At 53.6% G+C, this 15,319-nt stretch carries 9 protein-coding genes; all 9 read right to left on the bottom strand.

The features are described from left to right. Nucleotides 1-98 precede the first annotated feature (98 nt). Nucleotides 99-1,532, bottom strand: coding sequence for a sigma-54-dependent Fis family transcriptional regulator (locus HUU59_12335; protein NUO20224.1), 1,434 nt, complete (start codon nt 1,530-1,532; stop codon nt 99-101). Between the two features lie 329 nt (nt 1,533-1,861). Continuing rightward, nucleotides 1,862-2,437 (bottom strand): YceI family protein, encoded by a 576-nt coding sequence (locus HUU59_12330; protein ID NUO20223.1) that lies wholly within the window; start codon nt 2,435-2,437, stop codon nt 1,862-1,864. Nucleotides 2,438-2,508: 71 nt separating this feature from the next. After that, nucleotides 2,509-2,970, bottom strand: coding sequence for a MarR family transcriptional regulator (locus HUU59_12325; GenBank protein NUO20222.1), 462 nt, complete (start codon nt 2,968-2,970; stop codon nt 2,509-2,511). Between the two features lie 190 nt (nt 2,971-3,160). Continuing rightward, entirely contained in the window at nt 3,161-4,237 is a 1,077-nt protein-coding gene (locus HUU59_12320) for an alpha-hydroxy-acid oxidizing protein (protein NUO20221.1), read from the bottom strand. Nucleotides 4,238-4,249: 12 nt separating this feature from the next. Beyond that, nucleotides 4,250-5,608 carry an alpha-amylase gene (locus HUU59_12315; protein ID NUO20220.1) on the bottom strand — a complete coding sequence of 453 codons (1,359 nt, stop codon included), beginning with the start codon at nt 5,606-5,608 and terminating at the stop codon, nt 4,250-4,252. 108 nt (nt 5,609-5,716) lie between these two features. Further along, nucleotides 5,717-8,749: a hypothetical protein gene (locus tag HUU59_12310; protein ID NUO20219.1), complete on the bottom strand. Its 3,033-nt coding sequence runs from the start codon at nt 8,747-8,749 to the stop codon at nt 5,717-5,719. A 117-nt stretch (nt 8,750-8,866) separates the two neighbouring features. Next, nucleotides 8,867-10,468: a sodium/solute symporter gene (locus HUU59_12305; GenBank protein ID NUO20218.1), complete on the bottom strand. Its 1,602-nt coding sequence runs from the start codon at nt 10,466-10,468 to the stop codon at nt 8,867-8,869. Nucleotides 10,469-10,758: 290 nt separating this feature from the next. Continuing rightward, entirely contained in the window at nt 10,759-13,218 is a 2,460-nt protein-coding gene (locus tag HUU59_12300; GenBank protein NUO20217.1) for a DUF5110 domain-containing protein, read from the bottom strand. 186 nt (nt 13,219-13,404) lie between these two features. Next, nucleotides 13,405-15,276, bottom strand: coding sequence for a hypothetical protein (locus tag HUU59_12295; GenBank protein NUO20216.1), 1,872 nt, complete (start codon nt 15,274-15,276; stop codon nt 13,405-13,407). Between the last annotated feature and the right edge of the window lie 43 nt (nt 15,277-15,319).

Here is a 15,319-nt window from a genome sequence, read left to right as displayed (position 1 = left end):
CTTCAATGCGGACACGCAAATATAAAACTGCGGCCAACGTTCACACGCCGACCGCAGCTCAATTTGCAACGGGAACTGCCTGACCAGCACCAAGCCCGCTAACCTTCTATCTCTTCCCGAATTCCATATTTCTTTAACCTGTACCGGAGGGTCTCCCGAGTCATCCTCAAGAATCTGGCGGCGGCCGACGCGTTGTTGTGACAGTGTCGCATCGCGATGCGAATCAACTGCTTCTCAACCTCCTCCATGTTGACACCGCTCTGCGGAACGTCAATCTGAAATCCGTCACCGGCATTCGACATCATCGAATCTATATCCGCTTCCGGCATCGAAGCTTTGCTCGGAGATGGCGTCTCCTGCATCGGCAATATCGCCAAATCCGCCGCCTGAATATACGGACCCGAACCTATCAGCACGGCACGCTCAACCGCATTTCGCAACTCGCGAATGTTCCCCGGCCAATTATAGCTGACCAACAACCGCTCAGCGTCCGGAGCAATCCCCTTAATGGATTTGCCAAACTCCCGGTTGAACCGCTCGACAAAATGCTGCGCGATATTCACCGTATCATGACCGCGTTCGCGCAGCGGCGGCAAATGAATCGAAAAAACCGCCAAACGATAATACAAGTCGCGGCGGAATTTCCCCTGTTCAATCTGCTCCATCAGGTTCGCGTTCGTCGCCGCAATCAAGCGGAACTTCATCTGCAATGGCTGTGTGCCCCCGACCCTGCGGAACGTGCGCTCTTCGATGACTTTTAACAGCTTTACCTGCAGATTGAGCGGCATCTCACCGATTTCATCTAAAAAGAAGGTTCCGCCGCTCGCCACTTCAAACAAGCCGCGCTTGCGCTGCTTCGCATCGGTGAAGGCACCCTTTTCGTAACCGAACAGCTCAGCTTCCAACAACTGTTCCGGCATCGCCGCGCAGTTAACCTCGACAAACGGCTTGTCCGCATTCGGGGAAGCCAAATGAATCGCGTGAGCAACGAGCTCCTTGCCCGTCCCCGATTCACCCGTCAGCAGGACCGTTGCAAAGGGCACCGCCGCGACCTTCCGGCCTGTATCCACAACCTGCTGCATCTGCTTGCAATTGCCGACCAGCCGCTCAAAACCGTACACCGCCTTCCGTTCGTCGGACACCCGCTCTATTTCCCGTTCCTTCGCCACGTTGGACAGAGCACGGTCCACCAGCAGCATCAGCTTCTCAAGATTGAGCGGCTTGCCAAGATAGTCAAAGGCCCCGTGCTTCAAAGCTTCGACCGCTTTTTCCGGCGTCGCCTGTCCGCTGATGATCAGCACCGGATGCTGTGGCGAAATTTCATGAATCTGTTGACACAGCTCAACACCGTCAACTCCGCCGGGAAGGCCAACATCGAGAATAGACAAGTCGGGCGCCATGGTGCGCATCTTTTCCAGACCCACCGTCGCGTCCCCGGCCTCGATCACTTCATAGTCTTTGATTTCCGCAACTTGCCTGATGATTTCGCGAATGTCGCGATCGTCATCTACAACCAATAAAGTAGCCTGCATAGCCCCACCGGGTTTGTTGTGTTGAACCAAGTAACAGCAATTCAAACAGCAACAATAGGGCCATTTCAACCAGCGAAAACGATTCCTGACCCCGGTATCTAATGCGGGTGCGCGATATCTCGATGAGGCACAGAACCTTGCCGTTGCAGCATTTGTGTTTGGCTTTAACAAAACTTAAACCTTCATACAGAACAGTGCCATCAGTTTCATTTGGCATGAACTCCTGACTTCCGCGCAGGAAGGCAAACAAACGACAACGGCGGCCAAAGGCCGCCGTTGTCTATCGTCAGTTAACTCGCCTGCGAAAAGCGATTCCGCAACTTGTACGGTCAGCTGGCCGGGCGAGTCAGCTCAAGTTCGAGCTGAATTTTCACATTGTCCGCAACCACAACTCCACCGGCATCCAGAGTCTTGTTCCAGCTCACACCGAAGTCATGACGATTGATGGTCGCTGAAGCTGTTCCTCCGACCGCCTTCACTCCCCAAGGTGTGGTAATCTCGGTGTTAAAGCCCTCAATATTGAAGGTCACTTCCTTGGTTACACCGCGAATCGTCAGGTCGCCCGTCAGAGTGGCGACGCCCGGCGCGGTCTGCTTGGCACTTTTGGAGACAAAGGTCATGGTCGGAAACTTTTCCACATCGAAGAAATCCGCGCTCTTCAGGTGGCCATCGCGCTTCTCGTCATCCGTGGTCACGGAGGCGACTTGAACGGTGAAGTTTGCCTTCAGAGTAGAAAGGTCCGCCGGGTCGAAGCTGGCAGTTCCGTCAAACTCAGTGAATTCGCCGTGGACAGTAGCCACCATCATATGCCTAACTGAGAAGTTGACCGAAGAGTGCGGCTTATCGAGGCTCCAATCGGCGGCGAAAAGTTGCGATCCGGAAATAATTACGGCCAAAGCCAGCATGCGAATTGTGTTCATTGAGAACTCTCCCTTTTTCATCGGTTTTTTGTATCTATCGTCTATGCATCAGATTTTTAACTGGCCGCTTCCTGCGCATGGTAGCCCACCTGCTTGAGGTATTCGGCCATTTTGTCAATCTCGAACGGGGACAGGACAACGAGAGCATCCGTTATCACCGGCACAATCTCGGGAAAGACTTTCTGAATGAACGCATCGCCGGCCTTTGTCAGGCGCACCCAGACGAAGCGGCGGTCTTCCTTGCTGCGCTCCCGTTCGATTAGCCCGCGCTTTTCAAGATTGTCGACAACGAGTGTGATGTTGCCGGAGCTCTTGAGCAGCTTTTGACCCAGTTCGTTTTGATGCAGTTCACCCAAATGCATCAGGGCTTCCAAGACTCCGAATTGGCTCCCGGTTAGATTGTGAGGTGAAAGAGCCTTGGTGACGCGGCTGGTGACCGAGTCGGCTGCCCGCATGAGCTTGATGTACGCATCCAGCGCACGTATTTCTGACGCATTTCCCTTGTGCTTAGTTCCCATATTTCCACCGATGTTAATTCGCTTAGTACTAAAATAATAAATTTTATCTAATTTGCAATATTAATACAAATATTTAAAAAAATAAAGGATAGACAAATCTATCCTTTTGATGCAAATTCTGGTGTGCCAGTTAGATTCAAATTCTCTTGAGAGGAATGCCTCTTGGTCGAAAAATTAGCTTAATGCTGAGTTATTGTGTGACAATGTCGCGGGAAATTTCCCGTAGAGACTTGCAACCGCACAGCGCCATCGCAATTTTCAGTTCAGTGTTCAATAAATTCAAGCACTTGGCTACTCCCTCCTGTCCTCCCACCGCCAATCCCCATATATAAGGACGGCCAATCATCACGGCAACTCCGCCCAGGGCAATTGCTTTTATAATGTCGGTTCCGCGCCGGATGCCGCCGTCAAAGAGAACGGGCAGACGGCGATCGACTTGCCGCACAATCCGCTCGAGAACGTCAATGGTCGCGGGGGCAGTGTCGAGATTCCGGCCGCCATGATTGCTGACAACAATCGCCTGCGCACCGGTGTGTACGGCATGCTCCGCATCGGCAGGATTCAGAATTCCCTTCAGCACAACAGGGAGCCGGGTGGATTTGCAAATCCATTCGATGTCGTTCCACGAGAGTTTCGGGTCACAGAGCGGATAGTAAATGCCGTCGAGGTCGGTGCCGTGCCCTGTGATTTGCAGCTCGGGCGGCAGACCTTCGAGCATGGCGCGAGTCAATCCTTCAGGAAGATGAAACCCTGCGCGGGTTTCGCGCACGCGGTTGCCGAGGACCGGAGTGTCCACGGTGACGACCAACGCCCGAACGCCTGCGGCTTCAACCCGCTCAATCAAGCTCTTCGTGTACCCGCGGTCGCGCTGCACATAGAGCTGGTACCAAAGTCTTGTGTCGGGGCAATCGCGGGCAATGACCTCAATTGAGGTGTTGGTCATGGTGCTGACGCAATACACCGTGTCGGATACCATTGCACCGCGCGCGGTTTCGCGTTCCCCGACGGGATGAAAGAGCTTATGGTAGGCAACGGGAGCGAGCAGCACCGGATGCGGCAGTGTGTCGCCGAACAACGGAACACGAATGTCGATGGCCGAGACGTCACGCAACACGGAGGGCATCAGCTTAAGTTTGTCAAAGGCGGATTCGTTCCATCCCAGAGTAATTTCATCGCCCGCCGCGCTGGCAAGATATTCCCATGCCATATGTGAAAGTTTTTGCCGGGCGAGTTGTTCGAAGTCGGAGATTTTCAGGATGTCATTCATGGTAAGCCGGACTTATTGCAGTTCGAAGACGCGAGCGACGCCGCTGGGAAGTGTGAAGCTTTCCGTGCCGTTCAACGTGACGGACTCGCCGGACAGAACATCCACATATGTGCCGGACAGTGACGCATCGTTCAGAGTGAAGTTAATCCCGGTTTGCGAGGTGTTTATCAGCACAAGCACGCGGTCTGTGCCGAACTCGCGCTTGTAACAGAAAGCGGATTGGTCGCCCGAAAAGGGAACCGGCACAAGGTCGCCGCCGAGAGTGCCGTTACGCAAGGCCTGATTGCGGTGTTTCAGCGCGATGAGCGCGCGATAGAAGTCGTCCCACTCGTTGTCCACCCAGTCAATGGAATCTTTTTCGAAAAAGAGCAATCTGCGATTGAATCCGGCTTCCTGACCATTGTATATCAGGGGCATTCCGGGAGCAGTCATGACCATCACCGCAAAGGGTTTGGCAGCATCGCGAAAGCGCTCGAACTCGGTGCCGTTCCAACTGTTCTCGTCGTGATTGCTGGTGAAATACATCGCGTAGGAATCGGCGGGATAGTTTTCCTTGTGACGATTGAAATAGGCAATCAACTCGTCGACGGTGCGCGTGCCGTTGGCGACGTCAATGGATTTGTGGAAGAGTTCCCAGCCGTAGCCCATATGAAAGGCGCTGTGATATTCGGCGGATTCGTGCTCCATCAGGAGGAAGACGGATTTCATGGGGAGAAGTTCGCGCGCGGCAGCTTCCCAAAAACTCAACGGGACCATGCCCGCGACGTCGCAGCGATAGCCGTCGATATCCGTTTCTTCAATCCAGAATTTCAACGACTCAATCATCCAGTCACGCAAGCCGTCGTGCGTGTAGTCGAGTTGAATGACGTCCGTCCAATCGGAAACGGGCGGCATGAAGTTGCCGGTGCTGTCGTGCGCATACCATTCGGGATGAGATTGTGTGAGCGGATTATCCCACGCCGTGTGATTGGCGACCCAATCAATGATGACTTTGAAGCCCATGTTGTGACATTGCTGCACGAGAGTTTTCCATTCGTCCATGGTGCCGAACTCGGGATTGACCTCACGATAGTCTTTGACGGAGTAGTAACTGCCGAGGGAACCTTTACGGTTTTCGACACCGATGGGATGAATCGGCATGAACCACAAGATGTTCACGCCCAGTTCGCGCAGACGCGGTAAGTGAGTTGCGAAGGCTGCGAAGGTTCCTTCGCGTGTGAATTGACGGACGTTGACTTCATAGATGACGCTGTTGCGCGACCAGTCGGGCGGCGTCATGTCGGGCGGAGCGACAAAGTTTTCATCGGACGACGCCTTGCAGGCGAAGAGCGTCATTAAGACGAAGAGCGAGATGGCGATGAGTTTGAGCATGGCGGGTTCAGGCATAAGAGAAATTGGAAAGAGGAAATTTGAAAGAGGAAAGAGGGAGCTCCCTTAGTCCTCCCAAAATTGCGGACAGATTTTGGGGGGAGACCGGAATCAGAACTGAATATCTATGTAATAGATGGCTTGCGAAAATGTTGGCGTGTCGGTGAAAGATGTGTTGGTTGTGGTGCCGATGAGGGTTGGAGTATCACCGATTGAGTTGGCGCGCCAGATGCGATAGCTTTGAGCCAGCGCGCTGCCCTGCCAGCGCAACGTCAGCGATGCTCCGTCGGGGACGATGGTTAAGTTGCGCGGCTTCAGATGCAGAACCTGATATTCGTTTGCTTCGATGCTGCCGTTGGATATTACGGCTGAGGGAATTTGCGCTTGCAGAGTGCCGGCGTTTGCAGTTTGATAACGTGCGAGGCAGACATAGAGCGAATCGGGCAGCGAACCGAACTCATCGACGATGTTGAGCGAACCTTCACAGATTCCAGACGAGGCGATGGAGGATGAACCGTTGACATCGAACCAGCCGCGCCAACCGTTGTCGGATTCGTTGCCGATGAAGGCACTCCAACTTGCAACAAGGCCCGCTTTGCTCCATGGTGCGGCTTGCAAAGCGCCGGGAGTTTGTGAAACAAAGATGAAGCGGTCGTTGCTCGTGCCCTGTGCGTTTTCGGTGGCGACGTAGAGATTTGTGCCGTCGTAATCGGCCCAGAGATGCATGTCACCATTCACGCCAAGCTCGATTGCGCCGGCATCCAGGACACCGTTCATTACAAAACCGGGAGTGCCCGCAGGAGTGACGGAGATGTGCCAATCGGCACCGCCATTGTTGTCCCAGTTGCCGGAGCCATCGGTGAAAACGAAATTCACACTCGTGGCATTTGAAGGGATTGAATAAGTATAGCGCCACATCAGGGAGTCGTTGTCAAAGGTCATCACCGGATCGGGATTCAGAACATTTTGCCAACCGGAATGACCGATGTGAATCTTGACGGGATTTGTGTTTTGCGGAAGCGGGCTTTGTGTCAGATCAAAATAAATCGTGACGGTTTGGCCGCCGAGTGGATTTTGCGGTGTCCAACTCACGCGATTGCCGCCACCGCCTCCACCCTGTCCTGTTCCGACATAGGTGTGATGAATGTCGGAGTTTTGAATGTTGCCTTCGCTGTCCCAACATTTTACATAGTAATCGAGCAGGACGCCGCCGCTGTCGGTGACTTCAGCGTCGGTGAGATGATAAATAAATTGCTCGGAGATGACTGTTGGCAATTCATCAAAGGAGACGTCGCCGTAGTTGTAGGGATTTCCGGCGGGAAACGTGCGGCGGGTCATGGCACGAACGCGCCAGGCAGAAACTTCGCTTCCACCGGCAAAGGTTTCATTTTGGAATGATGATAGCGGATTTGCACCATCATTGTCAAGGCGATAATAGAGTGAACAAGCGGCAATGCCGCTTATGTCGTGAGCGAAGGTCCAGACTCGGAAATCGCGCGGATTTTGAACCTGAGTGTAGCCGTGCAGCGGGCCGAAGCCGATGCTGCCGGGGTTGTGGGGCCATTGCTGCAATTGCCAGATTGTCGGCGGAGTGTTGTCTTGTGATGAACCGATAACTTGAGCAGCGTAGTTTACTGCTTCGTTACAGGCGACGACGGGTTTCTGTTCAAGATCGAGTGACGTACCGTAATACATGTAGCCCGAATTTAATGAGCCGAGCAGGAAGTGCCACGCGAGGTCGAGCATGGTCGGTGCATTAACACGCGGATTTTGAATGGCCGGAATGTGAGACGGGCCACTGACTTGCTCGGCGGTCAAGACATAATTTGTGGCGGCGGTGATGACGGCCCAGTTGTGCGCGTCAATAGCCCAGCCGTTGTCAATGTCAATTTGTCCGGACGAGGTGTGCGGAGGCCACATCCAATTGGGAAAGTCGGGGTCACCGAAATCACCGTCAGCGTTTATCCACGCGCCGTCTTCGACGTGCACGATGTCATTTGCGGCGGGAGCGTGGTCGGCGAGATATTCGGGAACGGTAGTTGGTTCGTATCCGCGCGCGACGGCTTGACTCGTGAATTGCGGCACGCTTTCCATGTAGTAGGAGTAGCCGCCGCCGAAAGCATTGTCGCCGTCGTGTCCCAATGTTATCAGCATCGGTTTGGCGGGATCGTTGTTCGGCGCGATGATGTCGATGTCGTTGGGATTGTAGAGCTGATAGCCATCTTGCCAACTCATGGACATCGCAACAGGAACAGCGATGATGGTATCGGCGATGCCGGTTTGCGGGTCTATGTAGATTGCGCGATGCGGCTGAAAGGCGAAGGGGACTGCATCGGTCGGAGAGCAGCCGCGCGAGATAGTTTGCGTGCGCCAGATGTTTTGCGCGGGGTTTACCTGGTCAGAGAGATTCGGCGGATTGCAGTTTTCGCCGCCGGTGCCGAGTGTCAGCGGAAAATTCGAGCAGGCGCGGGAGAGATGTGTTGACGAAATGAACGTCCACTGCAATCCGCACTCGCGCAGAACGGGAATGATGCGTTCGGAAAATGCAATTTCAGGCGGAAAGAAGCCGGTGGTTTGCGCGGGAGTGTTTCCCCAAATCGAACCATATACGCTTTGATAGATTTGAATGTCTTTTTTCAGCACTTCGCGGTCAATCAACGGCGCGAAGCTGTGGTGATAGGAGATAATCGTCAATTCCATGCGCGGGCGTCCGCCGGACGTTGTCCAATTGCGCGCGGTTTGGAAGTGCGAGTTCCATGACGATGAATAGCCGCCGTAGTTGGCCGCACCAAGCGAGGCAACGTTACGAATCAGGCCGCCGGAGAAGGTGACTTGCGCACCGGCATCCACGCCGCTCATTGTCGCGATGGAATTTTTGGGTCGGTCTTGATAGGCGGCAACTCTATCGGCGAGTGTGAAGATGGAGTGCACATCGTTTTCAGGATGCGGAGCGCCGCTATTGCGCTGCCAGATGCTTTCGAGTGCCGTTTCATAGCCCGCACCATAAGGTGATTGATCAGGCCAGTAGATGGGCTGCTCCATGTGCCACAGATAGGTGGTGTGAACGGGAGCAGCCAGCAGCGTGGACGCTGGACCCATTGCGCTGGCGCAGAAGCACAAAAGGATCGTGAATAGTTTATTCATCGTATTTCGAGTTTTTCAGTATGCGCTTGAAATGGGAGCCTACTCAAAAAGGTCCCTACGGGATGACAATGGAGAAGCCCCCCTTAATCCCCCCAGAGGACTGGGGGAAATCAGAGGTTAGAAGAAGAGTCCCCAGAGGACGAGGACGATTGCTATCAACAGAATGGACAGTTGAATGTTGCGTTTATGCGCGGCGGGATCGCCGATTTCCCGTGAACTGCGCGGCGTATGTTTGAAGGTCAGACCGTTTAGCGATGCGGCACTCGGTGCGGGTGTTGACAGGCTTACGGCGACCAGGACTAAAGAACAAATGATAAACAGGAATGTGGCAAAATGCAGGAAGTTCATTTCGACCATCGTTGCAAGCAATCCGCTATCGAGCGGAGATTGCTTGTGCATGATTTCACCGATCAGCCGAGTCGCGCCAAGGACGAGACCGGTGAGCAGTGCTGCAATGGAGCCTGAGCCATTTCCGCGAGACCAGAGCAGTCCGAAAAGGAAAACTGCCGCGATGGGTGGACTGATGTAGGCCTGCACACTCTGCATGTACACATAGAGCTGCGACGAAATCAGATTGATGAAGGGAACCCAAAGAATTCCCAAGAGCACGACCACAGCGGTGGCGATTCTGCCCACACGGACGAGTGTTTTGTCGTCTATGTCGGGCTTCAGTTTTTTGTATACGTCGTAGGTGAAGAGCGTGGATGAACTATTGAAGCATGACGCGAGAGAGGACATCAGCGCAGCGAGCAAACTGGCGACTACCACGCCTTTTAATCCTTCAGGAAGCAGCCGCGAGACGAGCGTGGGGTACGCGCTGTTGCCGCTTGCTTCGGGATAGAGGACATAGGCGATCATGCCGGGAACGACGAGAATGAAGACTGGAAGTATTTTCAAATAGCCTGCGAAGATTGCTCCGCTGCGGGCTTGCTCGATGCCGCGCGCGCTCAGGACGCGCTGCACAATGTATTGATCCGTACACCAATACCAGATACCGAGAATGGGTGCGCCAAAGATAATGCCTGTCCACGGAAACTCAGGATGATCCATGGCTTTGAACATACTCCAGAATTCGGGAGGAGTTTTGGCGACAAGTTCTCCCCAGCCGCCGACTTCACCCAATCCGATAATTGTGAGTGTCAACGCACCGAGAATGAGAATAATCGCTTGAATCAGTTCCGTGTAGATGACTGCGGTCAATCCGCCGATGACGGTGTAAATGCCTGTAGTGACGACCAACGCGATTGCCGACGTGTAAACATCCCAACCGAGCAATTCGTGCAGCAGCAATGCTCCGGCGAAGAGCGTGACGGAGACTTTGGTCAACACGTAGGCGACAATGCTCACGCCCGTCAAATACCAGCGGCTCTTCGCATCGTAACGCCGCTCGAGAAATTCGGGCATGGTGTAAACTTGCGATCTCAGATAGAACGGCGCAAAGACCCAACCTAGCAGAAGCACAATTAAACATGCAAGCCACTCGAAGTGACCGACGGCGAGGCCGCCTGCCGCGCCGGAGCCTGCAAGTCCGACGAAGTGCTCACTGGAGATGTTCGTGGCGAAGAGTGAGGCTCCGATGGCAAACCAGCCCACGTCCCGTCCCGCGAGGAAGTAACCTGCCGCATCGTTCTTGCGGCGACGCGCGACGTAGAAGCCGACGGCAAACACCGCCGCGAAATAGGCGGCGATGATGATGAGGTCAAGGGCGGAGAGGTTCATGGGAGGAAAATTTGAAATAGGAAATAGAAAATAGGAAAGCAGAAGCAGAACACATGCGATGCTGGCGGATTGAATCTGCTTGGGTAGATTATATTAAGCCGCGACAGCCTTCAGGGTGACAATGCGGTTTACATTGCCGTGCTTGCTTGGGAACGGGGCACCCGCAGCGGGTGCCGCCGCGAGAATCCTTCGATGCTAACGGTGTGAATCTGCTCGGGTAGATCCTTCAGCGCGGCGGCCTTCCCTTGCAAGGGCATGCAGGATGACAAAGCGCAGCAGATCACAGCGCTCTATTTCATGTAATAAAGTTGCTGGCTTTGGCTCATGAATTCGAGCTTATTGAATTGGTGCGCGGATGGAAGCGATATCTCGAAGAGCTTCCGGTCCGGATCGTATAACAGGCGCGCGTCCGTTAATTCTATCGGTTTATCGTTGAGCATGATATCAGTCGGTGTCTTGACAACATCCCACCAGCGAATCGTTAATTTGCTATCCGGCGCACTGTAGTTTGCGGTATGTTTGTATCGAAAAAGCTGATGGAAGCCCTCCGCATTTCCGGCGTTGTAGTCGGTGCGGTTGAAAGCGCTGTCCTGATACGCGACGCTTGTGCCGTCATCTTCGTAGTGCTGAAACTGGGAGTGCGAGCGACGACCATAGGTGTAGATGTCGAGTGTCAATTCCTTCATCGGAGACTGATCAGAGTAATCTTGTGCTTCGCGACGAGCGATCACCGCTCCATCCCGCAAGAACATGGGGAGCCAATCCAAATGCGCATCCACGATGATCTCCTGGTTGCCGTCGTACACTCTTTTTGTGTTCCAGTCGAGCCAGCGGCCTTCGGGGAGATAGACTTTTTTGGTGTATTGGCCAACGCGGGTGACGGGGGCGACGAGAATGTTTTCGCCGAGCATGAATTGCTGTTGATAGGCCCAGTCGTAACATTTGGGATCGTTTTGGAATTCGTAGAACATCGGGCGCCAGATGGGTTCGCCTGTTACGCTTGCTTGCTGGAAGAGAGTGTAAAGCGTTGGCAATAACTCGTAGCGGAACTTGATGAACTTGCGGGCGATGGCTTCGTTGTTCTCGCCGAAAGACCATGGTTCTTTGTCGTTGGAGCCGAAGTGCGAATGAGTTCGGCAGAATGGCGAGACGGCACCGACTTGCATCCAGCGGACAAAGAGTTCGGGAGACGGTGTGCCCATGAAGCCTCCGATGTCCATGCCGATATTGGGTTGACCGGATAGGCCCATTGAGAGCATCAGGCGAATGCCGAGTTCGAGATGGTCTTCACTTGCAACGTTGTCACCTGTCCACGCGGCGGCGTAGCGCTGCATACCGGCGAATCCCGCGCGCGTGAGAATGAACGGGCGTTCGTTGGGAAATTCCTTCAGCAAACCTTCGTACGTTGCCTGGGCCATGTGCAACGCGTAGAGGTTATGCATTTTCTTGTGCGACGAGTTCAGTCCGTTGTCGTTAAAGATTGTCTCCAACGGAAATGCTTGTCCCCAACAGGCGGGTTCGTTCATGTCGTTCCAGAATCCGCGCACACCCCGTTTGCGGAATTGCGCGACGTGTTTGCCCCACCACGCGCGGGTTTTGGGATTGGAGTAATCAGGGAAATAGCTTTGACCTGGCCAGACTTCACCGATGTGAACGGAGTGGTCGGGGAATTTAACAAAGTGACCGCCTGCTAATCCTTCGGAGGCCATGAAATATTCCCAGTCGGCTTTAACGCCGGGGTCTATGATGGGAATGACTTTGAAGCCGTCTTTGCCTAAATCACTGAAGAGTTTTTCGGGATCGGGAAAGCGCGTGCTGTCGAAGGTGAAGACGCGATAGCCGTCCATGTGATGAATATCGAGGTAGATGACATCACAAGGAATATCTTTGTCGCGAAAGGTCTGGGCGAGTGTGCGGACTTCGGATTCGGGATAGTAGCTCCAGCGGCACTGTTGATAGCCGAGTGACCAGAGCGGCGGGAGAATCATTTTACCCGTGAGGTCGGTGAAGCGTGTGACGACTTCTTTGATCGTGGGGCCGAAGATGACAAAGTAATCCATCGGGCCATCTTCGGCGGCGAAAGATGAATAGCGCTGTTGACCGGCGCCGAAATTGAAACGAGTTTTGTAGGAGTTGTTGAAGAAGACGCCGTAGGCGATGCCGTCGCGCAGGCCGATGTAGAAGGGGACGGATTGATAGAGCGGGTCGCTGGAATCCTGATAGCCGGGAGTATCGCTGTTCCATAAGACCAATTCGCGGCCGCGGCGGTCGAGGCCTCCGCCCTTCAGGCCAAGGCCGAAGAACTTTTCTCCGGGAGCAAGCTTCTTCCACGTGCGGACTTCGTTACCGTCGAAGCCGTAGGCCATGGCGGGGTCGTCGGCTAAATATGTGACACCGGCACTTGGTATGTACCACGACAGATGCAACGAATCGCGGTCCAGGCGCACGGTGTATTTGCCGGTCGAAAGTTCGATGTAGTCGCTTTCCTCAGTGCGGTTCAGGAGCACGCCTGAGTCCGGAGCGAGCACGAGTGCCTCGCCAAGCAAAGACTCGGGATCGTCGGGGCGGACCACAGTGATGCGAACGATTTCGGGAGTAAAGAATTTGAGTTCGAGCGTGACGCCGTCAGTACAGGTGACTAACGCGCCGCGTTCGGTGGACTCAATGGAGGCCACAGGCGAGGCGAACTTGTAGTTGGCCTGCGCAATTGTGGTGGTTATGAGGAGGGCGAGGAGTAGCCTGCTAAGCATTTCCCTGTGTTTGGGGGCAAGACCTTAGTCCGGTTCGAGGATAATGTACGGATATTCTCGCGGGGGGTCAAGTCATCAGGTGGGTTAGGCTACTTTGATTGGTCATGGAGAGCTATTTTTAAGTATATGAAAATATGAGTTTACGCGATCCCCGGTTCATCTAGTATGAGTGAATGATGCAGAACACTACTTGTGAACCCAAATTTGTTGACTGCCAATTGTTTTGTGCGGGACGAAATTCTGATCGACATATTGGAAGATCATAGGCACCCGCTCTTTGACCGAAACTCCGCCAATGTCTTTCCACACGGCGTCGTTTTGATACAAGACGTATTCAATGGGTTTGGTTTCGAACTGCGAAATAGTCAGTTCCTGAAATTTTCTCGATGACGCAAGCCAGATCTCTGAAAACACAACGGGGCATGGTTGATCGAGTAAGTAGTACCACGACCCTTCGTTGGTCAAACTGACAAACAGATTCTCGGCGTTGACAACCGTTTTCAAATAGCTCAATGTCTCACGGTATTCGTCCGTCAGAAGATCATCGTCAGAATATCCGACCGGGTAGGCTCTGGTAAAGCCCCCCCCGAACATCAACGCCGTCACATAGATCGCCGTGCCAACAAAGGCGGCGATTGCAGTCAGCCCAATTTCGAAGGGACGTGTCAGTCGATAGTTTTTGAGCCGAGGCAAATGGTATTTAACGACGACGTACAGCAAGAATATGGTTGACCACGATGCGCCTGTGGCAATGTGCGCTCGATCTGAGTGATTCAACGCATAGAGAAATGCCGTCAGCGCAAGCAATGCGAACATGATGTCTGAAAATCTGTCGCGGATGAACTCCTTCAAGTTGTCCCAGAATCCGCGATTCGATCCGGTTTCAGCCTGCAGCAGCTGATAAAAAATCCATGCGGCAACGGAGGCTTGTATCAACAGCGCATACATCCTGTAGAGTGTCGCCCGCAAATTATCCGTGGTTATCAAGTATTGCAGGCCCTCAACATAGCCCCGGTACGCGAGAATGTCCCGAAATACGTAGGACAGAAACGGGCTGTAGTGCCAATTGATGAGCCACCCTACTGTGAGAATGCCTGCCGAGGCACCCGCAAATGAGGACAGAAGAAAGGTGAACCGCTGCAGCCGATTTTGCAGCAAGAGTGCCAATATAACGGGAAACGCGATGGCATAAATCGCTGTTGAAATAATGCCTTTGTCGAGGGCTACCGCATACGCAAACGGCGGCAGAAATGCCAGCAAAAAGGAAACGACACCCAAACTGCGGGTTGATTTGGTTCGCGGCAGCAGGAAGAACAGAGCCGCGAGTAACGCGTAGACGGCGTCGCGCTCTGCGAATCGTGACGGGAGTACATAGCCTGCAACTGTGAAGCAAAGCAGCAGCGAAGCACAAAGCGCCGCCGCAAGATAGTTCGTGTTGAATATTACAAGGAACAGGAAAGCGATTGTGCAGTACGCGAAAACATGGAGCAGAGAGTCCATAATAATCAGTGACGACTCGGATCTGCCAAACAACGCGAAAGCCGCCGTGGATTTTGTGACGTCCACGAGTATGCCTCTCGTCGGATAGAAGTCAATGTACGGTTCAAGACCATGTTCCGCGGCAACCACGGTCGCCGCGACCAATCCGTGGTGATAGTGGTCCATCGTCGGACCAGTTCCGCCGGGGCTGCTTTCCAGATAGTGATAATGAGCGGCCAGAGCAAGGACAAGACACGCAAGCACAGCATACAGACGATTCTTCGACGCAAGACCTGGCGCATGACTTGATTGAGGAGTGTGTGCTCCTTGTGCCAGAAATCCTTCCCGAATCAGCTTAACCGCCGCCGCAAGCGTCATGCAGGAAAGTATCGCGATTAAGAAGACAATATAACGTAAGGTATTCGTGCGCTGGCTGAAGTGTGCTTTTGCCAACGGTCCAAATGTCCCGGTCGGGTTGTCGTAGGGAACAGAGACAAGATTCCAAAGAGCGAAGCCGGTAAGCGCACCTGCCAAGACCACCAGGACGACTGTTGCGGAACGTGAAATATTACTATTCATGGAATATTAAAGACTCTATCTGCGTTGCAGAAGGTCCCTCACG

The sequence above is a fragment of the bacterium genome, from assembly GCA_013360195.1.
Classification (GTDB): Bacteria; Electryoneota; RPQS01; order RPQS01; family RPQS01; genus JABWCQ01.
The sequence above is the reverse complement of the archived record's forward strand: the minus strand, read 5'-3'. Positions and strand labels throughout refer to the sequence as shown.